Raw genomic sequence first — 24,755 nt, forward strand, 5'->3', positions numbered from 1 at the left:
TTGCCGCCAACTTCCTATCCAGTGTGGCGCTCGCCACTGCCGTCGCCTTCTGGCTGTGAATGAGTCCGAACCCTAGAGGGTGGATTGTATGACGAACTCAAAGCCGAAGAGTGTCCAGAGGAGACCTTCAAAAGGATAGAGTCGGCAAACCTAGGGACCTTCGACTGCTACTGTATCGCATGCAAAAGGGAGACGCCTTTCATCTGTGAGGAGCATGACACGCCGAACCGAGGGGGAGGCCTTCAAAAAGGAAATGCGTTAATCAATCCGCCTCCCGTATTTGCTTTACGTTCGGTCTGTCAGAGATGCTTGAAAACGTACTTCTACGTTTTTCGATACGAGCAAGGCGTGATGACTAAGATTGGCCAGTTTCCTTCGATTGCGGACATTGCCTTCACTGAGCTTCGCGGCATTGAGGCTGGGCTTGAAGAGAGTGACAGAAAGGAACTTGGCAAGGCGTTGGGCCTCTACGCGCATGGCGCCGCTCTAGGAGGATTTGCTTACCTCCGGCGCGTATTTGAGCGAATGATAGATCGTGCCCAGCAGCGGATGGTGGACCAAGGGCGGGCTGTAGAAGAATTCTCTAATCTCAAGATGGCAGAGAAAGTGGCGGCCGTTGCCGATGAGTTGCCCAGTGCGGTAGTTTCCCAGAAGGGCGTGTTCGCTGTGCTTAGCCTCGGCTTACACGAGCTGGACGAAGAAAAGTGCCGAGAGCTTTTCCCGTTAATGAAAGCCGTGATCTTCCAGATGCTGGAAGAAGAAGAGCATCTTCGCAAAAAGGCCAAGTCTGAGCGTGAAACGGCTGGGGCGCTGAGCAAGGTGCTCTCAAGTGGGCTCAAACCACCAATCCCACAGCAAGGATCAACCCCGTGAGCGCGGTCACGATAAGGTGCCATTGGAAGTTGTGAACAACGACCGTTTGCTTGTTCGGCTTAGGTGGAGGATCGGGCACGCGCTCTAGCCGCACAGGCTTACGCTGCGCTGGTACTTGGCTCTTTGGAGGTCTGCGTTTCATAGAATCCACTCACACGAAAAATAGCAATTTCGTTACCGCCGTCATTGCGGTTCGAAGGCCATTCCGTGGTGAGATTCATTTAGGGGGCTTTCCCCTGCCCCGATTCGTAGGCCGGTTTCAGGCGAGGAAGCAAGGATGTTATTTCGCTTTTTTTGCTACCGGCCTGTGGATACCGAAATTCTTCGGCTTCACTGTGAGGTGGACGGCTGTGTTTGTGAGCCGTACTTCCGAGAGGTTCGGGAGTATGTGTGAAGGCGAAAGCAAAACCTGGGAAATCACCGAACATCGGCTGACGATGCGTAAGGAGATTCCTTGAGGGGCATCGGATACCCACTGCTTCCCCATACAAAATGCTCATCTTCGAGCAGCCAATGATATAGATTCCGGTATTTGATATCTGGATGTATCTTAACGCTAACGCCTCCCCGCCGGCCTTTGTCCTCACCGAAAAACGGCAAAACGTAGGGAAAGAATGGCGCTGCTTGGCGACGTCCTGCGAAATGCGCCGTCGTGATTGAAACCACCAAATCGGCTAGCTGTAGGATACGAGAAAGGTGAAACGGCATGCTGACAATTGGGCAGGCCAGCTTTCCAAATTCGGAGTACCGACTTCCTGTGGCAACCATGTCCGCACACACAGATAGATACCGTGCTTCCCCGACCTTATCTCCGCCAGGTCGGTCTATAATCACCATGCCAGTTTGATCGTGACCCAGCCGTCTCTGGAAACGCTCCAATGTCAGGATCAGAGCTGACATTTCATGACTATCCGTACCATCTATGGGCGCGGTACGCGTTCCACACATAGAGACGAAAGCGAACGGATCGAATTCGAGAGCGATTTTTAGAACGGCTCGTATGAGCTGCCCTCTCTGTTAATCTTTCAGATTCGTTTTGAACCAGCTCTTCTTCGGCGGCGACCATTTAAATGCTTCACCTTCCGGTAGACCGAACTCCGATGAACACTCTTGGTTGAGGCGGTTGTTAAGTTCGCTGGCTCTATCAGCGGCGACACTGATTCCTCCGATAGCGACCAAATCATCCATGCCGTCGCGCGCATTATTTTTTTGCTTAGAATCATCTAGAAAAAGCAGGCGAGTATGTCCTGGCATCAAAATCTCGTATCTAGTTGAAGTTAGTTCGAGCTATTCTTTCGACGAACAAGCGGAGCCTCTGCGATCACTGAACTGCGACCGAGGCTAGGAGGGTGGCCGTTCGGACTCGATCCCGTGGGTGCATTTTCAGCGGCATCTCAGCCCCCCGTGTACTGACCGTTTAATTCCGTTTCGTTAAGACTGATCGCAGCATATCAGGACCACGCCTCTTCTCCGAAGCAAGCTAGAACAACGACCGTTTGGCTATCTTGTCCTTTCGAAGCCGCCATTCCGCTCCCCACCCATCACCAGACGTTCGTGCTTAGTTAGCCGCACTCTAAAAGCTGACCGTCGGCTATGAACGGGTTCTGTGCCGAGATCTGCCCAGCGAACGCCCCCGGGCGCCGAAATTCAGCCGGTCGTCACGGCACAGTCAATCACGGGCGCTGAAGCCGCTCGCCAATCTCACCCCAGCCCCGCCCGCTCCAGCAGCCCCGTCGTGCTCGCGTCGAAACTCCCGCCGCCCTTCTCGATCGCCTTCGCCATCTGCTTGCCCAGTTCGACTCCGAACTGGTCGAAGGGGTTGATCCCCATCAGGACCGCGCCGGCGAAGACGCGGTGTTCGTGGAAGGCGATCAGCGCGCCAAGCGTCGCGGCGTCGAAATCGTCGGCGAGGATGGTGGCGCTGGGGCGGTCGCCGGGGGAGTGGCGCGCGGGGTCCTCGCCCTTGTCGCCCGCCATCAGCGCCGCGGCCTGCGCGAAGCAATTGGTCAGCAGGATGCGGTGATGCGCGGGGTCGAGCGCGTCGCCGGGCGCCACGCTGGCGATGAAATCGACCGGGATCAGATGCGTGCCCTGGTGGAGCAGCTGGAACACCGCGTGCTGCGCATCGGTGCCCACCCCGCCCCAGGTCACCGGCGCGGTCGCGCCATCGACGGGCTGCATCTCGGCGGTGACGCGCTTGCCGTTGCTCTCCATCTCGAGCTGCTGGAGATAGTCGGGGAACAGCCCCAGCCGCTCGTCATAGGCGAAGACCGCGCGGGTCTGGCAGCCGCGGATGCGGGTGTAGTAGAGATCGGCGAAGGCGGCGCGCAGCACGAGGTTGGCGCTGCCGTCGGTGTCGCGGAAATGCTCGTCCATCGCCTTCGCGCCGGCGAGGAAGGCGCGGAAATCCTCCATGCCTGCGGCCATGGCGACGGGGAAGCCGATGCTCGACCAGACCGAATAGCGCCCGCCGACGCTTTCGGGGAACGGCAGGATGCGGGTCTCGTCCATCCCCCATTCGACCGCCTTTTCCGGGCTGGCGGTGAGCGCGACGACGCGACCGTAGGGATCGGCGACGCCGTTGTCGGAGAGCCATTTGAGCGCGGAAGCCGCGTTGGTCATGGTCTCGATGGTGGTGAAGGTCTTGCTGGCGACCGCGATCAGAGTTTTCGCGGGATCGCAGGCGGCGAAGGCGGCCTCGAGCGCGACCCCGTCGATGTTGGAGACGACGTGGACGTCGCAATAGGAGAGCTCGCGGCTGAGCGCATCGACGCCCAGCGCGGGGCCCAGCGCCGAGCCGCCGATGCCGATGTGGATCAGGTGGTCGACATCGCCCAGCGCGCCCTGATGGATCGCCTCGACCAGCAGAGCCATCCGCTCGAGCAGCGCCTCGGCCTCCTCCACCTTGGCGGGGTCGCCGACGCCGCGCAGCGTGGCGTGATCGGCGGCGCGGTTTTCGGTCGGATTGACCACCTCGCCCGCGAACAGTTTCGCGCGCATGCCGGCGAAATCCATCGCCTCGGCGAGTTCCTCGAAACCGGCGAGAACCGCGCGATCGAGATGGGTCTTGGACCAGTCGAAGAAGATCCCGCCGGCATCGAGGATCGCGCTCTCATCCTCTGCGCCCTCGGTCCCGCTGCCCAGCTCGATCCGGCCCGAGAGCATGGCGACGCGGTCCGCATCGCCGGGTTCGTCGGTCCCTTCGCCGCCATCGCGGGTGGCGCTGAACAATTCGCGCAAGGTGGGGCGCGGCAGGGCTGCGAGACGGGTCCACAGATCGGCGGGCGAAATCATGCGCAAAAGTCCTTTAATGGCCAGCCCTGCGCGCCTAGGGAATCGCCCCATGAATGGCAAACCCCCACTCGCCGCCACGATCGCATCCGCGCGCGACAGCGGGGCGCAAACCCCGTCCGAAGGTCAAAGGCCTTCCGAGAGCGAAGACCGCGAGGACTGGTGGAGCTTCGCCAAATTCGTGCTCAAGGTGGTGCTGGCGGTGCTGGTGTTCCGCACCTTCCTGTTCGCGCCCTTCACCATCCCCAGCGAGAGCATGCTGCCCGGCTTGTGGAAGGGCGATTATCTGGTCGCGGCGAAATGGCCCTATGGCTATTCCGACGTCTCGATGCCGTTCCAGGCGCCGCTGGTGCCGGGACGGATCCTCGCCGACCTGCCCGAGCGCGGCGACGTCGTGATCTTCAAGCATCCGATCGACGGGACCGATTACATCAAGCGCGCGATCGGTCTGCCCGGCGATACGGTGGCGCTGCGCGGCGGACGGGTGGTGCTCAATGGCGAACTGCTCGAGCAGGAGGTGGTGCGCGAGTTCGATCTGCCGCTGTCGGCCAACACCCAATGCGTGCGCGGGGGGCTGGAAATGCAGACCGCGGCGGGCATGGTGTGTCGCTATCGCATGGCGCGCGAGACGCTGCCTTCGGGGCGCAGCTACCATGTGCTCGACTTCGGGCTGACGCCGCAGGACGATTTCGGGCCGGTGGTGGTGCCGCGCGACCGGCTGTTCGTGATGGGCGACAATCGCGACAATTCGCAGGACAGCCGCTTCGACGCAGCGCCCGGCGGCGGCGTGGGGCTGGTCCCGACCGACCGCCTCGTCGGCCGTGCGAGCATGGTGCTGTGGTCGACCGATGGCGGCGCAGAATGGATCAAACCGTGGACCTGGTTCACCGCCGCGCGCTGGGACCGGATCGGAGAGGGGTTGTGAGCGGCGAGAGCCTCGACCCCGCGGCGCGCGAATGGCTCGATCGCACGGGCTTCGCGGTCGGCGACGAGGGGCTGTGGCGCGCCGCGCTCACCCATGGCAGCCTGGGCGAGGCGAAGGATTACGAGCGGCTCGAATTCCTCGGCGACCGGGTGCTCGGGCTTGCGGTGGCCGACTGGCTCTATGCCCGCAGCGAGGCCCCCGAGGGGCGCTTGTCGCAGCGGCTCAACGCGCTGGTCAGCCGCGAGATGTGCGCCGAGATCGCGCGCGGGCTGGGCCTCGCCGAGCACATCCGCATCTCCAAACAGGCCAGCGCCGATGGCGGGCGCGACAGCGACAACATCCTGGGCGATGTGATGGAATCGCTGCTCGGCGCGCAATTCCTCGAAAACGGCTTCGCTTCGGCGCGCGATCTGGTGCATGAGCTGTGGCGTCCGGCGCTCGAAAGCGGCGCGGGCCAGCGCAAGCATCCCAAGAGCGCGCTGCAGGAATGGGCCGCGGGCAACCAGCGCCGCCCGCCGCAATACGAGGTTACCGGTCGCAGCGGCCCCGACCACGCCGCGCAGTTCACCGTCAGGGTGAGCGTCCACAAGGTCGGCGAGGCCGAAGCGAGCGCGGGCAGCAAGTCCGAGGCGGAACGCGAGGCCGCGCGCCTATTCATGGAGAAATACGGATGACTTTACCGGAATGACCGACGAAGCGATGAAAGAGAACGAAAGCGGCCCCGCCCTGCCCACCCGCTGCGGCGTGGTCGCGGTGCTGGGCGCGCCCAATGCGGGCAAGTCGACGCTGGTCAACCAGCTGGTCGGGCAGAAGGTCGCGATCACCAGCGCCAAGGCGCAGACCACCCGCGCCCGGATGCTCGGCATCGCGCTGCACGAGAGCGACGGCTTCGCGACCCAGATGGTGCTGGTCGACACGCCCGGCATCTTCGCGCCCAAGCGGCGGCTCGACCGCGCGATGGTCAGCGCCGCCTGGGAAGGCGCCGAGGCTGCCGATGCGGTGCTGCTGATGGTCGATCCGCTCAAGCAGCGCCGCCACGAGCTGCTGCCGATGCTCGAGCAATTGAAGAACCGGCCCGAGCGCAAGTTCCTGGTGCTCAACAAGGTCGATAGGGCCAAGAAGGAACCGCTGCTGGCGCTGGCGCAGGAGCTGGGCGAACTGGGCGATTTCGCCGAGATCTATTTCATCTCCGCGCTGACCGGCGATGGGGTGGCCGAGCTCAAGGACGTACTCGCCGGGCTGATGCCCGAAGGCGAGTGGATGTATCCCGAGGACCAGGTCAGCGATGCCAGCGAACGGCTGCTCGCCACCGAGATCACCCGCGAACAGCTCTACAAGCAGCTCCACGAGGAACTGCCCTACGACAGCACGGTGCGCCCGGAGAAATACATCCAGCGCAAGGACGGCAGCCTCGAGATCCACCAGCAGATCGTGGTCGCGCGCGACAACCAGCGCATGATCGTGCTCGGCAAGGGCGGCAGCATGATCAAGTCGATCGGCGCCGCCGCGCGCCAGGAGCTGAGCGAGCTGCTGGGCCAGAAGGTGCACCTGTTCCTCCACGTCAAGGCGACCGAGAACTGGGCGGAAGACAAGGAAATCTACGAGGAAATGGGGCTCGACTGGGTCGGGTAAATGTCCGGAATCTAGCATGTTAGGACTGGACTGGAGGTGCCGAAATCGCTCCAGACCGGGGCATCATGATTACCAGTGGAAGCCACACACCCGGAGTCGACCCAGGCCTCTTCAAAGTGCCGCCATTTGCCGCGATCCGATACGAGCGTCCGGCGGCGACATTGCGCGGCCTCGTTTCGGATTATTTCGTCTTCGATTCCGAAGGACCCGAGGCGCAGAACGTCACCAATTGGATGCTGCCGACCGATCCGGTGATCCGGCTGACGCTGACCTCGGCACCCATTCTGGTCGAAATGGGCGAGGACAGCTGGGTCCGGCGACCGACCGCTGCCTTCTACGGTCCCGCGACCCGGGCCCGCCGGGTGCGCACGAACGGCGGGGTGACCATCGGCGCGGGGCTCACAGCAGCGGGGGTGGCCCGGCTGGCGGATCTCGACCTGTCGCGCCATCGCGACGGCATCGTCGAACTCGAGCGGATCGTCGATGCGCACGCCGCCGCACGGCTTGTCGCCGATTTGCGCGCTTCGGATCAGGGACCTGATGCCAAACCCATCCTTGATGCATTCTTCCTGCAGGCCATGTCTCGACCGCACCGGAGCGAGGGCCGCATCCGGGACTTCGACCGGGCGTTGCGACAGCAAGAACTGGAAACGGCGAGCGATTTCGGTGCCCGGCTGGGCCTGCCGCCCCACACCCTCAGGCGTTTGGCCAACCGCCATTTCGGCTTCCCGTCACAGACGTTGATCGCGCGGACGCGGTTCATGCGCTCGCTGATGGCGATCACCGAAGCGGGCGCCACCAAAGGCTATGCCGCGATCGACGCCGCCTATTTCGACACCTCGCATTTCCTGCGCGATTGCAAGCGTTTCCTGGGCATGACGGCGCGCCAGTTCATGGCGCTGGACACCACCTATCTCGACGTCGTGGTGCGCGCGCGGCGGGCGGTGATCGGCACGGGCAGCCCGATTCTGGACAAGCACGATTAAAGCGCGGGCTGAACGTCGTTATTCCAGCGTCTACCCGGCATCCCAGAGAAGGTCGTCATCCCAGCGGAAGCGGCGATCTCCGTCGGCCTGACCCGACCGCAGCGCTTCCACGAAGCAGATCCCAGCTTTCGCTGGGATGACGATGGGTGGGATAGGCGTTAGCCGTTGATCTCTTCGAATAGATCGCGCCACTCGGGGTTCGCTTGCTCGATCAGCTCGATCTTCCAAGAGCGACGCCAGGCCTTTAGCGCCTTCTCGCGGGCGATGGCGTCTTCGATCGTGGCGTGATGTTCGATCAACACCAGTCGATCGAGGCCGTACCGGCGCGCAAAGGCGGAACCCTTGCCGCTGCGGTGCTGCACCATTCGCGCCGCCAGATCGGCCGTCACGCCGAGATAGAGAACCCCGCGCGGTTTGTTGGTGAGGATGTAGGTGTAGCCGCCTCTGGACATCCAGCCCTCCCCTCGTCATCCCAGCGAAAGCTGGGATCTCTCGCCAGCTTAGCGCCAGCCCGAGACAGATCCCAGCTTGCGCTGGGATGACGCAATGAGCGCATTGGCCGCATTGGTGCCTTACCGCTTCTTCATGATCTCGATCTTGTTCTTCTTGGCGAAGTCCTTGGTCGATTCCTCGCTGCGGTTCAGGGATTTGGCGATTTCCTTGAGGCCCTTGCCCTTGGCGGCAAGGGTGCGGAGCATCCCCGCCTCGTCGGCGCGCCAGGGTTGCTTGTGGCGTTCGAAATGCTCCTTCGCCATCAGTCTTCCGCCTTCTTGGCGGGCGCTTTCTTTGCAGCCGCCTTCTTTGCCGGAGCCTTCTTCTTCGCAGGGGCCTTCTTGGCGGCGGCTTTCTTGGGCGCAGCCTTCTTGGCCGAGGCCTTGCGCTTCTTCTTGACCGGGCCCTTGGCGACCCGCGCGTCGATCAGCGCGATCGCTTCGGCGTCGGTCAGATCCTCCGGCTTGGCGTCCTTGGGGATGGTGGCATTGGTGGTGCCGTCGGTGACATAGGGGCCGTAGCGGCCCGGCATCACCTTCATCTCCGCGCCGCTGACCGGGTGGACGCCGAGCGTCTTGATCGGCTCGGCCTTGCCGCGGGTGCCGCCCTTGCGGTTGGCCGCCTCGGCGAGCAGCGAGACCGCGGCGTTCATGCCGGTGTCGAAGACGTCGCGGGTGCTGGTCAGCTTGGCGTATTTGCCGTCGTGGCGCAGATAGGGGCCGTAGCGCCCGATCGCCGCCTCGATTTCCTTGCCGGTCTCGGGATGGGTGCCGACGATCCGCGGCAGCGCGAGCAGTTTCAGCGCCCATTCGAGATCGAAATCGTCGAGATCCTTGGGGATGCTGGCGCGTTTCGCCTCCTTGCCCTCGCCGAGCTGGATATAGGGTCCGAAGCGCCCGGTCTTGCGCTCGACCGGGAGGCCGGTGGCGGGGTCCTCGCCCATCACCGCATCCTCGGCGGCCTCGTCGCCCTCCCCGCCCGGCTGGGCGAAGCGGCGGGTGAACTTGCACTCGGGGTAATTGGCGCAGGCGACGAAGGCGCCGTAGCGCCCGCCGCGCAGCGCGAGGCGACCGCCCTCACGGCCTTCCTTGTCGCACAGCGGGCAGAAGCGCGGCTCCTTGCCGTCGGCGCGTTCGGGGAAGAGATAGTCGGAGAGATATTCGTCGAGCACCTCGGTGACTTCGGAGGGCTTCTTCTCCATCACCTCTTCGGTCTTGGGCTTGAAGTCTTTCCAGAACGCTTCGAGCAAGGTCTTCCACGCCTCGTTCCCGGCGGACACCTCGTCGAGATCGTCCTCCATCCCGGCGGTGAAATCATAGGCGACGTAGTTCGGGAAGAAGCGTTCGAGGAACGCCGTCAACAAGCGACCGCTTTCCTCGGCGAAGAAACGGTTCTTCTCCATCCGGACATATTCGCGGTCGCGCAGCGTCTGGATCGTGCTGGCGTAGGTGGACGGGCGGCCGATGCCCAGTTCCTCGAGCCGTTTCACCAGCGAGGCTTCGGAGAAGCGCGGCGGCGGCTGGGTGAAGTGCTGATTGGCTTCCACAGCGGTCTTGGCAGGCGCATCGCCCTTGCGCAGCACCGGGAGCAGGCCCTCGTCCTCGTCCTCCGCCTTGTCGTCGAAGCCTTCCTGATAGACCGCGAAATAGCCCGGAAACTTCACCACCTGGCCGGTGGCGCGGAGCTCGTGCCGGCCGGTCGCATCGCGCAAGGTCACGGTGGTGCGTTCGAGCTGCGCGGTCGCCATCTGGCTGGCCATGGCGCGCTTGAAGATCAGGTCGTAAAGCTTGGCTTCGTCCCCGCTGCCCGCTCGATCTTTGCGGAAATCGGTCGGGCGGATCGCTTCGTGCGCTTCCTGCGCGTTCTTGGCCTTGGTGCTGTAGAAGCGCGGTTTCTCGGGGCGATAATCGTCGCTGAACCGCTCCACGATGGCATCGCGCGCGGCCATGATGGCACTCATGTCCATCTGCACGCCGTCGGTCCGCATGTAGGTGATCGCGCCTGCTTCGTAGAGCGATTGCGCCAGCCGCATGGTATGGCTGGCGGAGTAGCCGAGCTTGCGCGAGGCCTCCTGCTGCAGCGTCGAGGTCGTGAAGGGCGGCGCGGGGTTGCGCTTCAAGGGCTTGGTCTCGACGTCCTCCACGGTGAAGCGTCCGTCGTCCACCGCCTGCTTCACCGCCGCGGCGCTGGCCTCGTCGCCCAGCGTCAGCTTTTCCAGCTTCTTGCCGTCGAACTTCACCAGCCGCGCATCGAACGCGGTGCCGTCGTGCTGGAGCTTGGCCAGCACGCTCCAGTATTCGTCCGCGCGGAAAACCTCGATCTCGCGCTCGCGTTCGCAGATCAGCCGCAGCGCGACCGACTGCACCCGGCCCGCGCTTTTGGCACCCGGCAGCCGCCGCCACAGCACGGGGCTGAGCGTGAAGCCATAGAGATAATCGAGTGCGCGGCGCGCCAGATAGGCGTCGATCAGCGGCTGATCGAGCTCGCGCGGGGCCTTCATCGCCTCGGTCACCGCGGTCTTGGTGATCGCGTTGAAGGTCACCCGATCGACCTTGGCGGGCAGCGTCTTGCGCTTGGCCAGCAGTTCGCGGACATGCCAGGAAATCGCCTCGCCCTCGCGGTCGGGGTCGGTCGCGAGCACGAGCCGCGTCGCCTGTTTGGCGGCGTCGCTGATCTCCTTGAAGCGGCTCTGCTTGTCGCGATAGAGTTCCCAGTCCATCGCGAAATCCTCGTCCGGGCGGACGCTGCCATCCTTGGGCGGCAGGTCGCGGACATGGCCGTAGGAAGCCAGGACCTTGAAGTCCTTGCCGAGGTATTTCTCGATGGTTTTCGCCTTGGCGGGCGATTCGACGATGACGAGTTGCATGAGTGTCTGGAACGTCCCTTACGTGTGCGTATGCGTATACGCGCGAAAATGGGGTCGGGATTCGCGAGGCGTCAAGCGCGATATTCGCGAACGATGCAGGAGCGGCGGCGGGTGGACAGGAGGATGGATTGCTGAGCCGGGCGGCGGAGGCGATCCGCTCCTGACTCGCTTCGCGCGCGATTTACAAGGGGTTTGCCAGCGCAGCTTCGGTTCGCGCGATGTAATCGCGGGTCAGCGGGAGAACCCGGCGGTCGCGGCAGTACTGGATCTGGTAATTGCACATGCCGCCGTTTTCGAAGCTCGAGGTCGCCCCGGCAAGGTAGAAGGTCCACATCCGGAAGAAGCGTTCGTCGTACATCGCGACGATCTCGTCACGATGGGCCATGCAATTGGCGTACCACGCCCGCAGGGTCTTGGCGTAATGCAGCCGCAACATCTCGGTGTCGCTGGCGATCAGGCGGAATTTCTCGCTCGCGGCGACCGTCTCCGACAGCGCGGGGATATAGCCGCCGGGAAAGATGTATTTGCGGGTGAAGGCGTCGGTCGTCCCGGGCGATCCGATCCGACCGATCGTGTGCAGCAGCATCACCCCGTCGTCGGCGAGCAGATTGGCGCAGGCCTTGAAGAAGGTCGGGAATTGCGGCCGCCCGACATGTTCGAACATCCCCACCGAGACCAGGCGATCGTAGCGCTTCCCGCGTTCGGGCAGTTCGCGGTAATCGACCAGTTCGAAGGCGACCCGGTCGGCCACGCCCGCTTGTCCGGCGCGTTCCTCGGCCAGGGCCAGCTGTTCGCGCGATAGCGTGATGCCGGTCACCTGGATATCGAACTTGCGCGCGAGGTAGATCGCCATCCCGCCCCAGCCGCAGCCGATGTCGAGCACGGTCTGCCCATCGCGTAGCGCCAGCTTGGCGGCGATATGCGCGAGCTTGGCCTCCTGCGCCTGCGCCAGCGTCTCGACCCCCTCGCCCCAATAGCCGCAGCTGTATTGCATATGTTCGGGATCGAGCATCAGGCGGTAGAGATCGTTTCCGATGTCGTAGTGATGCGAGACATTGCGCTGCGATCGCAACCGGTCGTTGAGCGCTTCGCGGGCGAAGGCGATCCGGTTGCCGAAACGGCGCAGCGGACTGGGTTCGCCGATCGATCCACCGCGATCCCACGGTGCGTTGGTGCGCAGCAGCTCGACCAGTTCCATGATCCCGCCCCGCTGCAGCGTCAGGCGACCGTCCATATAGGCTTCGGCAGCGCCGAGGCGGGGATCCATGACGATGTCGCGCGGCACGCGCTTGTCGGCGAAGGTCAGCGCGACATCGGGGAAACCCTCCGCCGGGTCACCGAAAGAGGTCCTTGTGCCGTCGGCGAAGGTGACCTGAAGGGTGCCCCGCTTCACGATCGAGGCAAGATAGCGGCTAACCAGAGTCTTGCTCATGGGGAGCGATTACTATTGCCCGGATCCCCCGACGGCCACTCCTTTTTCGCTCCGGCGGTTCGCTGCCCGAACGAGCGCTCTGCTCAGGCCGTCAACGAAACCCGCCCCGCTGCGTGGCGCTCGAGCCGGCCGGCGATCTCCAGTTCGAGCAGCGCGAGTTGCACCGCCGCCGCGCTGGTCCCCGACTGGCGGATGAGCTCGTCCACTGCGACCGGGGCGGTGGTGAGCAGCGCTTCGATCTTTGCTGGCTCCGCCTCGGCCAGTTCCTCGGGCGCGCAATCGAACGCCGCGGCGGGTTCGCGGAAGGTCGAGCGCGGCACGCCGTCGAAGCCCGAGAGCAGTTCGATCACGTCCTCGGGCGATTGCACCAGCACCGCGCCTTCGCGGATCAGGTGATTGCCGCCATGGCTGCGCGGCTCGAGCGGGCTGCCGGGGATCGCCATCACCTCGCGCCCCGCCTCGCCCGCCAGCCGCGCGGTGATGAGGCTGCCCGATTTGACCGCTGCTTCCACCACCAGCGTGCCCGCCGCGAGCCCGGCGATGATCCGGTTGCGGCTGGGGAAATGGCTGCCGCGCGGCTCGGTGCCCGGCGGCTGTTCGGCGAGCAGCAGGCCCTCGCTCGCGATCCGTTCCTGCAGCGCGGCATGCTGAGGCGGATAGGCGATGTCGATACCGCTGGCGATCACGCCGATGGTGCGGGGAAACGCACCCTGGTGCGCCGCACCGTCGATCCCGCGCGCCAACCCCGAGACGACGGTGAACCCCGCCTCCCCCAGCGCGGAGGCGAAATCGCGCGCCAGCTTGACCGCCGCGGCGCTGGCGTTGCGCGCGCCGACCATCGCGACGCAGGGCTGCGAGGACAGCGCCAGGTCGCCGCGCCAGGTCAGGATCGGCGGCGCGCTTTCGAGCTGGGCCAGCAGCGCGGGATAGTCAGGCTGGTCGTGGAACAGGTATTTCGCGCCCGCCTTGCGCACCGCCTCGATCTCGCGCTCGATGCTCTGGGCGGGAGCGGCGCGATAGGCGCGTCCGCCGCGGCTGCCGAGTTCGGGCAGCGCCGCGAGCGCCTCGACCGCACTGCCGAACCGCGCGAGCAGCTGGGTGTAGCTGACTGGGCCGATATTGGGCGAGCGCAGCAGGCGGATGCGGGCGAAGGCTTCGGCCTGGTCGAGCGCTCCGGCCATCCCGTCATCCCAGCGGAAGCTGGGATCTCCCGCAGGTCGGGCGCCGGGAGGAGAGCGATCCCAGCTTTCGCTGGGATGACGGAAAGGCCCTGGGCGTCACCCCTTGCTGCCCACCCGAGGCTCGGTCCCGGCAGCCAGCCGCTTGAGATTGGCGCGGTGGAGCCAGATCACCAGCAGCGCGATCAGCGCCAGCACCGGCACGAAGGCGGGGTAGCCGAGCAGCGCCGCGGCCAGCGCCGCAGCGACCACCGCGCACATCCCCGCCAGCGAGCTGATCCGCGATGCCGCCAGCACGCCCAACCAGACCAGCCCGTAGGCCAGCCCCAACGGCCAGGCGAGGCCGAAGCAGACCCCCGCATTGGTCGCGACGCCCTTGCCCCCCTTGAAGCCCAGCCAGACCGGAAAGCAATGCCCCAGCACCGCTCCCAGCGCCGCGGCGGGGACCGGGCCGAAATAAGCCGCTGCGCCTTCGGGCTGTGCGAACAGCCGCCAGGCGAGCAACACCGCGAAAAAGCCCTTGGCGAGATCGAGCAGCAGCACCGCCGCCGCCAGCCCCTTGCTCCCGGTGCGCAGCACATTGGTCGCGCCGATATTGCCGCTGCCGATCTGCCGGATGTCGCCCTTGCCGCCGAGCCTGGCGAGGATCAGTCCGAAGGGGATCGAGCCCAGCCCGTAGCCGAGCAGCGCGGCCCAGAGTGTAGCGATCGTGAACTCGGTACCCATGTCTGCGCGATCCCCCACAATCGGTTCGGGCGCCCCTTGTCCAAACGCCGCCCTTTCGCCTACCGCATCTACCGGAAGCAAGGCCCTTTCGACAAGCTCAGGACAAACGGAATTGGACAAACCCGAGCCGCATACCCCGATCCTGGTGTTCGATTCCGGCGTCGGCGGACTGACGGTGCTGGCGCAATTGCGCAAGCTGCTGCCGCAGGCGCCGGTGATCTATGCCGCCGACATGGCCGGGCTGCCCTATGGCGCCAAGAGCGAGGCCGAGGTGGCCGCGCGGGTCGCGGGGCTGCTCGGACGGATGGCCGAACGCTACCAGCCGCGGCTGATCTGCCTCGCCTGCAACACCGCCAGCACGATCGCGTTGGGCATGGTGCGCGAAGTGCTCGAGACACCGATCGTGGGCACGGTGCCCGCGATCAAGCCCGCGGCCGCGCTCACCAAAAGCGGCACCTTCGGCCTGCTCGGCACCGAAGCGACCATGCGGCAAGCCTATGTCGACGAACTCGAACGCGAGTTCGCCAAGGGCAAGGTGCTGCTGCGCCACGGCGCCAACGGGCTGGTGCCGCTGGCCGAGGCGAAACTGCGCGGCGAGCCAGTGTCGGTCGATGCGGTGGCGCACGAAGCCAAGGGGCTGGTGCTCCAGCAGGGCGGCGAGGCGATCGACACGGTGGTGCTCGCCTGCACCCATTTCCCGTTGCTGGCGGAGGAGCTGCGCGCCGCCTTCGGCGAGGACGTCACCCTGCTCGACGGATCGGAAGGCATCGCGCGGCGGATCGTCGCGCTGACGCAGGGCCAGCGCTTCGAGCGCAGCCGCTCCGATTTCGCGGTCACCACCGGCGACCTCGCGGATTTCAGGAAGCTGGCCGCGGCCTTCGCGGCGCAGAAGATAACCCGGCTCGAAAGCTTCTGAACCCTTGCGAGTCATTCGCAAAGATCGCGGTGGCAAATCGCCCGAATTCTCCCTAGATCGACCTCCGAAATTGCCGCCGCTGGCGGCGCGACGAAGCGGTGACGCGTGAACTACGGACAGGTTTTCGACCAGGCGATCGACCGGCTGCATGCCGAGGGCCGCTATCGGGTGTTCATCGACATCATGCGCAACAAGGGGGCCTACCCCAATGCGCGCTGCTTCCACGGCCACAACGGTCCCAAGCCGATCACGGTGTGGTGCTCCAACGACTATCTCGCGATGGGGCAGCACCCCAAGGTGATCGAGGCGATGGAAAACGCGCTGCACGATGTCGGCGCCGGTTCGGGCGGCACGCGCAACATCGGCGGCAACACCCATTTCCACATCGAGCTCGAGCGCGAGCTGGCCGATCTTCACGGCAAGGATGGCGCGCTGCTGTTCACCAGCGGCTACGTCTCCAACGACGCTACGCTCTCGACGCTGGCCAAGCTGCTGCCGGGCTGCGTGATCTTCTCCGACGAATTGAACCATGCCAGCATGATCGCCGGCATCCGCAATTCGGGCTGCGAGAAGCGGGTGTTCCGCCACAATGATCTCGAGCATCTCGAGGAACTGCTCGCCGCCGAGGACGAGTCCGCCCCCAAGCTGATCGCTTTCGAGAGCGTCTATTCGATGGATGGCGATGTCGCCCCGGTCCACGCGATCTGCGATCTCGCCGAGAAATACAACGCGCTGACCTATATCGACGAGGTCCATGCGGTGGGCATGTACGGCGCGCGTGGCGGCGGGATCACCGAGCGCGACGAGGCGGCGCATCGGATCGACATCATCGAAGGCACGCTGGGCAAGGCCTTCGGGGTGATGGGCGGCTATATCGCGGCCGACAACCGCGTGATCGACTGCATCCGCTCCTATGCGCCCGGCTTCATCTTCACCACCTCGCTAAGCCCCGTGCTGGTTGCGGGCGTGCTCGCGTCGGTCAGGCATCTCAAGGGGTCGAGCGAGGAGCGCGAGGCGCAGCAGGCCAATGCCGCGATGCTCAAGGCGATCCTTGGCGAGCGCGGGCTGCCGGTGCTGCCTTCGACCACGCATATCGTGCCCTTGATGGTGGGCGATCCGGTGCGCGCCAAAAAGATCAGCGACATTCTGCTCGCCGAATACGGCGTCTATGTGCAGCCGATCAACTTCCCCACCGTGCCGCGCGGGACCGAGCGGCTGCGGTTTACGCCCGGCCCGGCGCATACGGTCGAGATGATGCACGAACTGGGCGAAGCGCTGGTCGAGATCTGGACGCGGCTGGAAATGGACCTCGCCAAGGCCGCCTAGCCCGCGCTGCCTGACCTGCAAGGGATTTGCGCAAACCCGCCGCTGCGCTACCACGCCTGCAATAACGCAGGAGAGAGTATGAGCGGGACGCCCGAACAGACCTATGCCGAAATCGTGAGCGGTCGTCGCTCGACGCGCGGCTACCTCGACAAGCCGGTTCCGCGGGCACTGATCGAGGAAGTTCTTGCCCTAGCCATGCGCTCGCCATCCTCGATGAATACGCAGCCGTGGCATTTGCACGTCATCACCGGCGAACCGCTCGACCGCATCCGCAAGGGCAATACCGAGCGCATTCTCGCGGGCGAGCCCGACAGCCGCGAGTTTCGCCGCGGTCAGCCCTTCGCCGGCGTCCACCGCGATCGCCAGATCGGCGTCGCCAAGCAGCTGTTCGGCGCCATGGGTATCGAACGCGACGACAAGGAAGCACGTCAGGACTGGGTGCTGCGCGGCTTCCGCCAGTTCGATGCACCCGTCTGCGTGATCGTGGCGTACGACCGCGAACTCTCCGAAAGCGACGACACCGCTTTCGACTGCGGCGCGCTGACCACCTGCCTCGTCAACGCGGCGTGGTCGCGCGGCCTGGGCTGCGTGATCAACTCGCAAGGGATCATGCAGAGCCCGGTGGTGCGCGAGCACGCCGGCATTCCCGACGATCAGGTGATCCTGAAGGCGGTGGCGATGGGCTGGCCCGACGAGGAGTTCCCGGCGAACGCAGTGGTGAGCACCCGCAAGCCGCTGGAGGAAGCGGCGCGGTTCGTCGGCTTCGACGATCGGCAAGAGTGACCTGAAAGGCCGAGATTTCCCGGCAAAAAACCGCAACAGCGCCCAGATACCCAAAGGCCGCAATGAATAACAATTGTTAACTTAACTATTGTCCGATTTGCGTGGCGTAAAATATCCCAGGAATATCCGCAATTCTCGGAACGCCATCCACTCGGCTCCGTTCATTGACCATACACGCAGTCAAGAATGGAGATACTATGGCGGAGATTCCGATCGAGAAAAAATCCGGATCCAAATGGCTTTGGATCCTGCTGGCGTTACTTGCGCTGGCCCTTATCGCCTGGTGGCTTCTGGATAACGACGGCGACGACGTCGTAGAATACACAGACGAAACCGTAGTTGCGGACACCGTACCCGTAGCAACCAGCATGCTGGTTGTCGGAGAGAGCGTCGATCTGGACGCGGTGGAAGTGACTGGACTTGCCGGCGACATGGCGTTCTACATCGAAATGAACGGCGAGCGCGTACCGGTGTTCTTCGATCAGGTCCCGACTCCCGGTGACGCGACCGAAGGGGAATACGACATCAACCCCGGTTCGATCCTCAACATCGAGGGCGAAGTCCGCTCGGCGACCGATACGCTTCCGGCCAATGCCGATCCGTCGATCCTCGGCACCTCGCAGAACTACATTTTCGCAAATTCGATCGAGATGGTCGGTAGCTGATACCGGCGGCGGTTCTCTGCCGTAACGACCCCCCGATCCTCACAATCAACTCAGGAGAAACATCATGCGCCACGACAAACGATACGAAAAGCTCGACGCCCTCGGCGACTGGAAGCTCGAGCACAAATCGCAGGACATCCGCGGCATGCCGCTGGTCAGCCCCGCAGGTGAACAATTCGGCATCATCGACGATCTGCTCGTCGATCGCGACAACGAACGCGTGATGGCCGTTCGCCTCGAAGATGGCCGCGTCACCCCGGTCGAACCGCTCGACATCCACGACAATTGCGTCGTCTATGGCGAAGAAGCGGTCGCCTATGCCGATCGCGGCGTCAAGGAAGGCCATGTGGTCGACGAAGAAGTCGTCCCCGTCGTCGAAGAGCGCGTGGCCGTGGGCAAACGCGTTGCCGATCGTGGCCGCGTCATCAACGTCCACACCGATGTCGTCACCGACAAGGTCAGCGAAGACGTGCACCTGCGCACCGAGAACGTCTCGGTCGAGAAGCGACCGGTCGATGATCGCCGCGTATCCACCAAGGATGCCAATGCGATGCTCGACGGCAAGTCGGTCACCATGACCGAGCGCAACGAAGAAGCCGTGGTCGCCAAGGACGCCGTCGTCACCGACGAAGTCGTGGTCAAGAAGACCGCCGGCGACAAGGTCGAACACGTCGATGAAACCGTCCGCAAAACCAAGGTCGACGTCGACACCGACGACGCCCGCCGCCGCTAACCGCGTGCGATAGGTAAGGAATGGGCCGGCAGCGGAGACCCCGCTCCCGGCCCTTTTCCGTTCAGGATGGAGCCCCAGAGATGACAAGAACCGACAAGACAGATCCCGCCCGCGGAACGGTCGTGAAGGAAGCGGTCCTCCCGGTCGTGGAGGAACGCGTACGGATCGACAAGACCGTCGAACAGGGTCGCACCGTAACGGTGACGACCCGCCCGGTAACCGAGACCGAAACACTGAGCCAGAAGCTGGCGCACGAACGCGTGACCGTGGAGCGCGTCCCCATCGGCCAGGTGGTCAGCGAAATGCCCTCGGTCCGCGAGGAAGGCGACCTGACCGTGATCCCGGTGGTCGAGCAACGCGCCCGGGTGGTGGTGGAACAGGTGCTGGTCGAGGAGATTCACCTGCGCCGCACGCGAGAGGAAACCGTCGAGAATTTCGAGGTCGAGCGTCAGCGGACCGAGGTCGATATCGACGAATGATCCGCCAGCAATAAGAACGACGCGGGGCGGGAGCGAACTCCCGCCCCGCTCGCGATTATCGCAGGCTCACCACATTGTCGCTGACCTTGCGCGCCCGGCTGCCGTCATAGAGGCTGGCCATCGGCTCGTCCTCGACGATCAGGCTCTGGGTTGCGCCGAAGCCGTTGAAATCGGTCTTCATCGCCGCGCCATAGGCGCCCAGCATGCCGATCTCGATATAGTCGCCCGCCTGGATGTCCTCGGGCAGCGCGAAGGGACCGGGCATGTAGTCGGCATCGTCGCAGGTCGGCCCGTAGAACGCGAATTCCGCTTCGGGCTTTATGAGGTCGTCCTCGAGCGCGCGGACCGGGAATTTCCAGTCGACATGCGCGGCATCGAACAATGCGCCATAGGCACCGTCGTTGATGTAGAGTTCCTCGCCGCGACGCTTTTCGACCTTGACCACCAGCGACGAATATTCCGCGCACAGCGCACGGCCCGGCTCGCACCAAAGCTCGGCGTTGTAGGCGATCGGCAGCGCGTAGAAATGCTGGTGGATGATGGTGAAATAGTCTTCCAGCGGCGGCGGCTCGAGCCCGGGATAGACGCTGGGGAAGCCTCCGCCGACGTCGATCATGTCGATCACCACCGATGCCTCGGCGATCGCCGCGCGGGTACGGTCGAGCGCCTGGACATAGGCGAACGGGCTCATCGCCTGACTGCCGACGTGGAAACACACGCCCAGCCAGTCCGCATGCTGGCGCGCCTGCTGGAGCAACAGCGGCCCCTCGGTGAGGTCGCAGCCGAACTTGCTGGCAAGGCTGAGCTCGGAAAATTCGGAGGACACGCGCAGCCGGACGCACAGCCGCAGATCGGTGGCCGCTTCCCCGGCATCGTCGGTGCAGGCAGCGACGATCTTCTCCAACTCCTCGACGCTGTCGAGGCTGAAGGTTTTGACCCCGTGGACCCGGTAGGCCTCACGGATCGCGCTCGGCGCCTTGATCGGGTGCATGAAGCACAGCACCGCTTCGGGCAGGATGCCGCGCACCAGCCGCACCTCGGCGATCGAGGCGACGTCGTAATGCGTCACCCCGGCGTTCCAGAGCACGCGCAGCAGCTCGGGCGAAGGATTGGCCTTCACCGCATAGAGCGACTTGCCCGGAAACTTCTCGACGAAGAAGCGCGCCGCACGCGTGGCAGCGTGCGGACGGTTGAGAATGACGGGTTCGTCAGGCGCGAGAGCGCGAACTACGGACCGGGCGTCGGGATAGGTGAGCAATTCAAGGGACCCCCAAAACGGTTAGGTTTCGTGACACTGCCTAGCGGTCGTGAGTCCCACCCTTGTTGAAGGGGCTTCGGCAGCGGAGGAGCGCATGTAGGGCCTGCGCGTGCAAAAGCAAGCGGATTCCCCGCGGCCAGCAACGGCCGGTCGCAGCGACATTTCAGGACAGCCGGTTGCGGAAATCCTCATAGCCGAAGCTCCTGACCAGTTCGAGCGCATCGCTGTCGCTGTCCCACAGCCAGATCGAGGGCAGCGGGACGCCGTTGAATGTGTTGGTCTTGACCATCGAATAATGCGCCTGGTCGAGGAATGCGATCCGCTGCCCCGGTTCGGCAGGCACCGGCAGGCGGTAGTCGCCGATCACGTCGCCCGCGAGGCAGGAGGAACCGCCCAGCCGCACTGCACTGCCCTCGCCGGTCTCGTGGAGCCCCGTCTCGTTCAGCATGGCCGGGCGATAGGGCGCCTCGATCACATCGGGCATGTGGCAGGTGGCGGAGACATCGGTGATCGCGAAGGGGACCTCGTTGACCCCGGTGTCGAGAATCGTCCCGACCAGGATGCCGGCATCGAGCGCCACCGCCTCGCCCGGCTCGAGATAGATTTCGGCGCCGGTGTCCTCTTTCGCGTCGCGCAGGAACTCGATCAGCTCATCGCGCTGGTAATCGGCGCGGGTGATATGGTGCCCACCGCCCATGTTGATCCATTTGAGCTGGCCGAAATAGGGTTCGATCGCATCGAATACCCGGTCCCAGGTCTGCGCCAGCGGCTCAAAATCCTGTTCGCACAGATTGTGGAAATGGATTCCCTCGACACCCTCCATATGCTCCTCGGTGAGCTGGTCGAGCGGGAAGCCCAACCGCGAGCCGGGGCTGGAGGGATCGTAGCGCGGCACTTCGCCGGTGGGGACCTGCGGATTGATGCGCAGGCCGACGTCGAAATCGCCGCCGGTCGCCCGCGCCTGGTCCATGATCAGCGCCGCGCGGCGCATCTGCGCGGGCGAATTGAAGATCAGGTGGTCCGAAAGCCGGCAGATCTCCTCGAGATCCTCGGGCTTGTAGGCGGCGCAATAGGTGGCGATCTCGCCATCGTAGAACTCGCCCGCGAGCCGCGCTTCCCACAGCCCCGAAGCGCAGACCCCGTCGAGATATTCGCCGATCAGCGGCGCGACCGACCACATCGAAAAGGCCTTGAGCGCCGAGAGCACCTTGATGTCGGCGGCGTCGCGGATCTCGGCCAGCACCTGGCAATTCGCGCGCAGCTTCGCGGCATCGACCACGAAAGCGGGGCTGTCGACGCGCGAGAGGTCGAACTGCGCAAAGGCGCCCGGATCGCCGGCTTTGGTTTCCATCTTTGTTATCCCGTCAGTCGTTTCGCGCAGAGAACGCAGAGTAGCAGAGCACGCCGAGTTAGTCCGGCCGGTAGTTGTTGACCATCCGCCGGATACCGTCGCGCATGGTCGCCGCGGAGAAATTGAGCAGCAGCCCTACGGGCTGTTGGGTCAATCGAAGATAGGTCAGCAGCTGCTTTGCGTGCGCTTTGCTCAGCTGCTCGACCGACTTGATTTCCAGTATCAAGCGTTCGTCCACCAGGATATCGATCTTGAATGCCGCGCCGAAGGCGTGGCCATCGAATTCGATCGGCACCGGCACCTGCCTCTGCACAAGAAGGCCCCGTTTCTCCAAGCGGCCCGCGAGCACAGTTTCGTAAATACTCTCGAACAATCCCGGGCCAAGCTCGCGGTGAATCCCTATCGACTCTTCGATCACGGCAGAGGAAATTTCGTCGATCGACATTCACCCCCCCCCGCGCTCTCTGCTCCTCAGCGTTCCCTGCGCAAACCGAACCCTAGAACCCCACCGGCCCCTCGAGCTCCGCGACGTTCCACGGCAGGCCGTGCGCGTTGAGCATCTCCATGAAGGGATCGGGGTCGAATTCTTCCATGTTGAACACGCCCCCCTGTCCATTCGGGCCCTTCCACGCGCCCTGCAGCACCATCGCGCTGCCGATCATCGCGGGAACGCCGGTGGTATAGGAAACCGCCTGGTTGCCCGTCTCGGCATAGGCATCCTCGTGGTCGCAGATATTGTTGATGTAGAAGGTCTTCTCGCCCCCCTTTTCACCATTTGGCCCGTCGAGCGCCTCGCCGGTCGCGATGACGCCGATATTGGTCTTGCCCTTGGTGGTCTCGCCCAGCGATTCGGGCTTGGGCAGCACCGCGGCGAGGAACTGCAGCGGGACGATCTCGCGGCCCTGGTATTTGACCGGCTCGATGCTGGTCATCCCGACGTTCTGCAGCACGGTGAGATGCGTGATGTACTGGTCGCCGAAGGTCATCCAGAAGCGCGCGCGCTCCAATTCGGGGACGAAGCGCGCGAGACTTTCGAGTTCCTCGTGATACATCATGTACATGTTCTTGGGGCCGACGGCCTCGAAGTCGAATTCGACCTTTTTGGCCAGAGCGGGGGTTTCGACAAAGGCACCGTTTTCCCAGTGGCGCGCGGGCGCGGTGATTTCGCGGATGTTGATCTCGGGGTTGAAATTGGTGGCGAAATGCTGGCCGTGGTCGCCGCCATTGCAGTCGAGGATGTCGAGCTGGCGGATGGTCTTCAGCTTGTGCTTCTTGAGCCACATCGTGAACACCGATGTGACGCCGGGATCGAAGCCCGATCCCAGCAGCGCCATGATCCCGGCCTGCTTGAAGCGGTCGTGATAGGCCCATTGCCATTTGTACTCGAACCTGGCCTCGTCCTTGGGCTCGTAATTCGCGGTGTCGAGATAGTGCACACCGGCCTCGAGACAGGCGTCCATGATCGGCAGGTCCTGATAGGGCAGCGCCAGATTGACCACCAGGCTGGGCTGCACCTTGCGGATGAGGTTGACCATCGCCGGAACTTCCTCGGCGTCGATCTCGTAGGTGGCGACGTTCTGGCCGGTGCGCTCCTTGACGCTCTGGGCGATGGAATCGCATTTCGATTTGGTGCGGCTGGCGAGATGGATGTCCGCGAAGATATCCGCATTCATCGCCATCTTGTGCACGCATACCGAACTGACGCCGCCCGCGCCGATGACCAGGACTGTCGACATAATAACTCCATTGCTTGCCCGACCGGCGCGCTCGCGGGGCCGATCCGTGATGCTTGCTCACATAGGGAAATGCGCTAGCCCCGCAACATGATCCGAGAAACCATCCGCATGCCCACCCGAGAAGGCGTCCTTGCCGCCGCCCAGAGCATCGCCGCGATCCTGCCGCCCACCCCGCTGCTCCCGGTCGAGATCGCCGGGGTGCGCTGCCACGCGAAGGCCGAAACGCTGCAGCCGGTGGGCGCGTTCAAGATCCGCGGCGGCTGGTGGCGCTTGTCGAACCTGACGCCCGAGGAGCGCAAGCGCGGCGTGGTGGCGGTGTCGAGCGGCAATCACGCGCAAGGCGTGGCCTGGGCAGCGCGGCGGCTGGGAATTCCCGCAGCGATCGTGATGCCACGCAACGCGCCCAGGGTGAAGCTCGAGGCGACCAGGGCGCTGGGCGCGGAGATCGTGCTCTACGAGCGCCCCGGCGAGGATCGCGACGAGGTCGCCGCGCGCGAGGTCGAGCGGCGCGGTGCGGTGCTGGTCCATGCCTTCGGCGATGCATGGGTGATCGAGGGCCAGGGCAGCGCGGGGATCGAGATCGCGGCCCAGCTGGGCGGCGAGCCGTCGCGGATCCTCGTGTGCTGCGGCGGCGGCGGGCTGGCGGCCGGGCTCGCACTCGCCTGCCCGGGCAGCGCCATCGTGCCCGTCGAGCCCGTAGGCTGGGACATGGTCGGACAGGCGCTCGCCAGCCGAGAAATCGTCCGCGTGGGTGCCAATCCGCCCGCGACGATCTGCGACGCGCTCCAGCCCGATGCGACCAAGCCGATCAATCTGGCGGTGCTGCAGGACCGCGCCGAGCCGGGCATCACCGTCACCGACGAGGAAGTTCGCGCGGCTCAGCGCTTCGCGTTCTCGACGCTGCGGCTGGTGGTCGAACCGGGCGGCGCGGCGGCGCTGGCGGCGGCGCTGGCGGGCAAGGTTACGCTCGACGAACGCAGCGTGGTGATGCTGACCGGGGGCAACACCGATGCCGCCAGCTTCGCCGCGACGATTGCCGGAACCGGCGCACCGTAAACAGCGCGTTTGACAATCTTCCGCCGCCGCCTAGTTTCGCGCGCAACAGGG

At 64.4% G+C, this 24,755-nt stretch carries 25 protein-coding genes; 12 read left to right on the plus strand and 13 right to left on the minus strand.

Annotation, left to right across the window (positions count from 1 at the left end; all coding sequences use genetic code 11):
• Positions 1 to 309 precede the first annotated feature (309 nt).
• Entirely contained in the window at positions 310 to 873 is a 564-nt protein-coding gene (locus Q9K01_RS08985; RefSeq protein WP_305929911.1) for a hypothetical protein, read from the plus strand.
• Positions 874 to 1,290: 417 nt separating this feature from the next.
• Here the strand turns inward: Q9K01_RS08985 and Q9K01_RS08990 are convergent, their stop codons facing one another.
• The 3 genes from Q9K01_RS08990 to pgi all read right to left on the minus strand — a co-directional run bounded on the left by Q9K01_RS08990 (position 1,291) and on the right by pgi (position 4,167).
• Complete coding sequence (locus Q9K01_RS08990) at positions 1,291 to 1,773, minus strand: hypothetical protein (RefSeq protein ID WP_305929912.1); 483 nt, start codon at positions 1,771 to 1,773, stop codon at positions 1,291 to 1,293.
• A 117-nt stretch (positions 1,774 to 1,890) separates the two neighbouring features.
• Positions 1,891 to 2,127, minus strand: coding sequence for a hypothetical protein (locus Q9K01_RS08995; RefSeq protein ID WP_305929913.1), 237 nt, complete (start codon positions 2,125 to 2,127; stop codon positions 1,891 to 1,893).
• Positions 2,128 to 2,574: 447 nt separating this feature from the next.
• A complete protein-coding gene (gene pgi / locus Q9K01_RS09000) occupies positions 2,575 to 4,167 on the minus strand; it encodes a glucose-6-phosphate isomerase (protein ID WP_305929914.1) in 1,593 nt (530 codons plus the stop codon).
• Between the two features lie 49 nt (positions 4,168 to 4,216).
• On the opposite strand from pgi, the gene lepB reads away from it, so the two are divergent.
• The 4 genes from lepB to Q9K01_RS09020 all read left to right on the plus strand — a co-directional run bounded on the left by lepB (position 4,217) and on the right by Q9K01_RS09020 (position 7,707).
• The gene (gene lepB, locus Q9K01_RS09005) at positions 4,217 to 5,089 is read left to right on the plus strand and encodes a signal peptidase I (protein ID WP_305929915.1); all 873 of its coding nucleotides are present in this window, start codon (positions 4,217 to 4,219) and stop codon (positions 5,087 to 5,089) included.
• Positions 5,086 to 5,763: a ribonuclease III gene (gene rnc, locus Q9K01_RS09010; RefSeq protein ID WP_305929916.1), complete on the plus strand. Its 678-nt coding sequence runs from the start codon at positions 5,086 to 5,088 to the stop codon at positions 5,761 to 5,763. Before lepB ends, rnc begins: the two co-directional genes overlap by 4 nt.
• Before the next feature lie 25 nt (positions 5,764 to 5,788).
• Positions 5,789 to 6,721: a GTPase Era gene (gene era / locus Q9K01_RS09015; protein WP_422785313.1), complete on the plus strand. Its 933-nt coding sequence runs from the start codon at positions 5,789 to 5,791 to the stop codon at positions 6,719 to 6,721.
• Between the two features lie 116 nt (positions 6,722 to 6,837).
• Positions 6,838 to 7,707: a helix-turn-helix domain-containing protein gene (locus tag Q9K01_RS09020; protein WP_305929918.1), complete on the plus strand. Its 870-nt coding sequence runs from the start codon at positions 6,838 to 6,840 to the stop codon at positions 7,705 to 7,707.
• A 158-nt stretch (positions 7,708 to 7,865) separates the two neighbouring features.
• Here Q9K01_RS09020 and Q9K01_RS09025 read toward each other — a convergent pair whose 3' ends face one another.
• The 6 genes from Q9K01_RS09025 to plsY all read right to left on the minus strand — a co-directional run bounded on the left by Q9K01_RS09025 (position 7,866) and on the right by plsY (position 14,401).
• The gene (locus Q9K01_RS09025) at positions 7,866 to 8,159 is read right to left on the minus strand and encodes a GIY-YIG nuclease family protein (protein ID WP_305929919.1); all 294 of its coding nucleotides are present in this window, start codon (positions 8,157 to 8,159) and stop codon (positions 7,866 to 7,868) included.
• Positions 8,160 to 8,279: 120 nt separating this feature from the next.
• On the minus strand, positions 8,280 to 8,462 hold the full coding sequence (locus Q9K01_RS09030; RefSeq protein ID WP_305929920.1) for a hypothetical protein: 183 nt from the start codon (positions 8,460 to 8,462) through the stop codon (positions 8,280 to 8,282).
• The gene (gene topA, locus Q9K01_RS09035) at positions 8,462 to 11,065 is read right to left on the minus strand and encodes a type I DNA topoisomerase (RefSeq protein ID WP_305929921.1); all 2,604 of its coding nucleotides are present in this window, start codon (positions 11,063 to 11,065) and stop codon (positions 8,462 to 8,464) included. Before topA ends, Q9K01_RS09030 begins: the two co-directional genes overlap by 1 nt.
• A 181-nt stretch (positions 11,066 to 11,246) precedes the next feature.
• The gene (locus tag Q9K01_RS09040; RefSeq protein ID WP_305929922.1) at positions 11,247 to 12,497 is read right to left on the minus strand and encodes an SAM-dependent methyltransferase; all 1,251 of its coding nucleotides are present in this window, start codon (positions 12,495 to 12,497) and stop codon (positions 11,247 to 11,249) included.
• Between the two features lie 83 nt (positions 12,498 to 12,580).
• A complete protein-coding gene (gene dprA, locus Q9K01_RS09045; protein ID WP_305929923.1) occupies positions 12,581 to 13,678 on the minus strand; it encodes a DNA-processing protein DprA in 1,098 nt (365 codons plus the stop codon).
• 96 nt (positions 13,679 to 13,774) lie between these two features.
• Positions 13,775 to 14,401 (minus strand): glycerol-3-phosphate 1-O-acyltransferase PlsY, encoded by a 627-nt coding sequence (gene plsY / locus Q9K01_RS09050; protein ID WP_305929924.1) that lies wholly within the window; start codon positions 14,399 to 14,401, stop codon positions 13,775 to 13,777.
• A 112-nt stretch (positions 14,402 to 14,513) separates the two neighbouring features.
• Here plsY and murI point away from each other — a divergent pair, with 112 nt between their 5' ends.
• The 6 genes from murI to Q9K01_RS09080 all read left to right on the plus strand — a co-directional run bounded on the left by murI (position 14,514) and on the right by Q9K01_RS09080 (position 19,303).
• On the plus strand, positions 14,514 to 15,317 hold the full coding sequence (murI, locus tag Q9K01_RS09055; protein WP_305929925.1) for a glutamate racemase: 804 nt from the start codon (positions 14,514 to 14,516) through the stop codon (positions 15,315 to 15,317).
• 105 nt (positions 15,318 to 15,422) lie between these two features.
• Entirely contained in the window at positions 15,423 to 16,643 is a 1,221-nt protein-coding gene (gene hemA / locus Q9K01_RS09060; RefSeq protein WP_305929926.1) for a 5-aminolevulinate synthase, read from the plus strand.
• Positions 16,644 to 16,721: 78 nt separating this feature from the next.
• On the plus strand, positions 16,722 to 17,426 hold the full coding sequence (locus tag Q9K01_RS09065) for a nitroreductase (protein WP_305929927.1): 705 nt from the start codon (positions 16,722 to 16,724) through the stop codon (positions 17,424 to 17,426).
• Positions 17,427 to 17,623: 197 nt separating this feature from the next.
• Positions 17,624 to 18,091, plus strand: a complete 468-nt coding sequence (locus tag Q9K01_RS09070) for a hypothetical protein (RefSeq protein ID WP_305929928.1) — start codon at positions 17,624 to 17,626, stop codon at positions 18,089 to 18,091.
• Between the two features lie 64 nt (positions 18,092 to 18,155).
• A complete protein-coding gene (locus Q9K01_RS09075; RefSeq protein ID WP_305929929.1) occupies positions 18,156 to 18,824 on the plus strand; it encodes a YsnF/AvaK domain-containing protein in 669 nt (222 codons plus the stop codon).
• An 80-nt stretch (positions 18,825 to 18,904) separates the two neighbouring features.
• On the plus strand, positions 18,905 to 19,303 hold the full coding sequence (locus tag Q9K01_RS09080) for a DUF2382 domain-containing protein (protein ID WP_305929930.1): 399 nt from the start codon (positions 18,905 to 18,907) through the stop codon (positions 19,301 to 19,303).
• Between the two features lie 55 nt (positions 19,304 to 19,358).
• Here the strand turns inward: Q9K01_RS09080 and Q9K01_RS09085 are convergent, their stop codons facing one another.
• The 4 genes from Q9K01_RS09085 to Q9K01_RS09100 all read right to left on the minus strand — a co-directional run bounded on the left by Q9K01_RS09085 (position 19,359) and on the right by Q9K01_RS09100 (position 23,648).
• On the minus strand, positions 19,359 to 20,561 hold the full coding sequence (locus Q9K01_RS09085; RefSeq protein ID WP_305929931.1) for a type III PLP-dependent enzyme: 1,203 nt from the start codon (positions 20,559 to 20,561) through the stop codon (positions 19,359 to 19,361).
• Positions 20,562 to 20,724: 163 nt separating this feature from the next.
• On the minus strand, positions 20,725 to 21,912 hold the full coding sequence (locus Q9K01_RS09090) for a carboxynorspermidine decarboxylase (RefSeq protein ID WP_305929932.1): 1,188 nt from the start codon (positions 21,910 to 21,912) through the stop codon (positions 20,725 to 20,727).
• A gap of 58 nt (positions 21,913 to 21,970) precedes the next feature.
• Positions 21,971 to 22,357 carry a GxxExxY protein gene (locus Q9K01_RS09095; RefSeq protein WP_305929933.1) on the minus strand — a complete coding sequence of 129 codons (387 nt, stop codon included), beginning with the start codon at positions 22,355 to 22,357 and terminating at the stop codon, positions 21,971 to 21,973.
• A 52-nt stretch (positions 22,358 to 22,409) separates the two neighbouring features.
• Positions 22,410 to 23,648, minus strand: coding sequence for a saccharopine dehydrogenase family protein (locus Q9K01_RS09100; protein WP_305929934.1), 1,239 nt, complete (start codon positions 23,646 to 23,648; stop codon positions 22,410 to 22,412).
• An 87-nt stretch (positions 23,649 to 23,735) separates the two neighbouring features.
• On the opposite strand from Q9K01_RS09100, the gene Q9K01_RS09105 reads away from it, so the two are divergent.
• A complete protein-coding gene (locus Q9K01_RS09105; RefSeq protein ID WP_305929935.1) occupies positions 23,736 to 24,704 on the plus strand; it encodes a threonine ammonia-lyase in 969 nt (322 codons plus the stop codon).
• Positions 24,705 to 24,755 lie beyond the last annotated feature (51 nt).

Source organism: Qipengyuania benthica, from assembly GCF_030717865.1.
GTDB lineage: Bacteria > Pseudomonadota > Alphaproteobacteria > Sphingomonadales > Sphingomonadaceae > Qipengyuania > Qipengyuania benthica.

Excerpts from the sequence above, each read along its gene's own strand:
- pgi (WP_305929914.1), bottom strand. The coding sequence starts at position 4,167 with ATGATTTCGCCCGCCGATCTGTGGACCCGTCTCGCAGCCCTGCCGCGC.
- Q9K01_RS08995 (WP_305929913.1), bottom strand. The coding sequence starts at position 2,127 with ATGCCAGGACATACTCGCCTGCTTTTTCTAGATGATTCTAAGCAAAAA.
- Q9K01_RS09030 (WP_305929920.1), bottom strand. The coding sequence starts at position 8,462 with ATGGCGAAGGAGCATTTCGAACGCCACAAGCAACCCTGGCGCGCCGAC.
- dprA (WP_305929923.1), bottom strand. The coding sequence starts at position 13,678 with ATGGCCGGAGCGCTCGACCAGGCCGAAGCCTTCGCCCGCATCCGCCTG.
- Q9K01_RS09100 (WP_305929934.1), bottom strand. The coding sequence starts at position 23,648 with ATGTCGACAGTCCTGGTCATCGGCGCGGGCGGCGTCAGTTCGGTATGC.
- Q9K01_RS09070 (WP_305929928.1), top strand. The coding sequence starts at position 17,624 with ATGGCGGAGATTCCGATCGAGAAAAAATCCGGATCCAAATGGCTTTGG.
- plsY (WP_305929924.1), bottom strand. The coding sequence starts at position 14,401 with ATGGGTACCGAGTTCACGATCGCTACACTCTGGGCCGCGCTGCTCGGC.
- era (WP_422785313.1), top strand. The coding sequence starts at position 5,789 with ATGAAAGAGAACGAAAGCGGCCCCGCCCTGCCCACCCGCTGCGGCGTG.
- Q9K01_RS09095 (WP_305929933.1), bottom strand. The coding sequence starts at position 22,357 with ATGTCGATCGACGAAATTTCCTCTGCCGTGATCGAAGAGTCGATAGGG.
- Q9K01_RS09040 (WP_305929922.1), bottom strand. The coding sequence starts at position 12,497 with ATGAGCAAGACTCTGGTTAGCCGCTATCTTGCCTCGATCGTGAAGCGG.
- Q9K01_RS09065 (WP_305929927.1), top strand. The coding sequence starts at position 16,722 with ATGAGCGGGACGCCCGAACAGACCTATGCCGAAATCGTGAGCGGTCGT.
- Q9K01_RS09105 (WP_305929935.1), top strand. The coding sequence starts at position 23,736 with ATGATCCGAGAAACCATCCGCATGCCCACCCGAGAAGGCGTCCTTGCC.
- topA (WP_305929921.1), bottom strand. The coding sequence starts at position 11,065 with ATGCAACTCGTCATCGTCGAATCGCCCGCCAAGGCGAAAACCATCGAG.
- Q9K01_RS09080 (WP_305929930.1), top strand. The coding sequence starts at position 18,905 with ATGACAAGAACCGACAAGACAGATCCCGCCCGCGGAACGGTCGTGAAG.
- Q9K01_RS09090 (WP_305929932.1), bottom strand. The coding sequence starts at position 21,912 with ATGGAAACCAAAGCCGGCGATCCGGGCGCCTTTGCGCAGTTCGACCTC.
- lepB (WP_305929915.1), top strand. The coding sequence starts at position 4,217 with ATGAATGGCAAACCCCCACTCGCCGCCACGATCGCATCCGCGCGCGAC.
- Q9K01_RS09025 (WP_305929919.1), bottom strand. The coding sequence starts at position 8,159 with ATGTCCAGAGGCGGCTACACCTACATCCTCACCAACAAACCGCGCGGG.
- Q9K01_RS09075 (WP_305929929.1), top strand. The coding sequence starts at position 18,156 with ATGCGCCACGACAAACGATACGAAAAGCTCGACGCCCTCGGCGACTGG.
- Q9K01_RS08990 (WP_305929912.1), bottom strand. The coding sequence starts at position 1,773 with ATGTCAGCTCTGATCCTGACATTGGAGCGTTTCCAGAGACGGCTGGGT.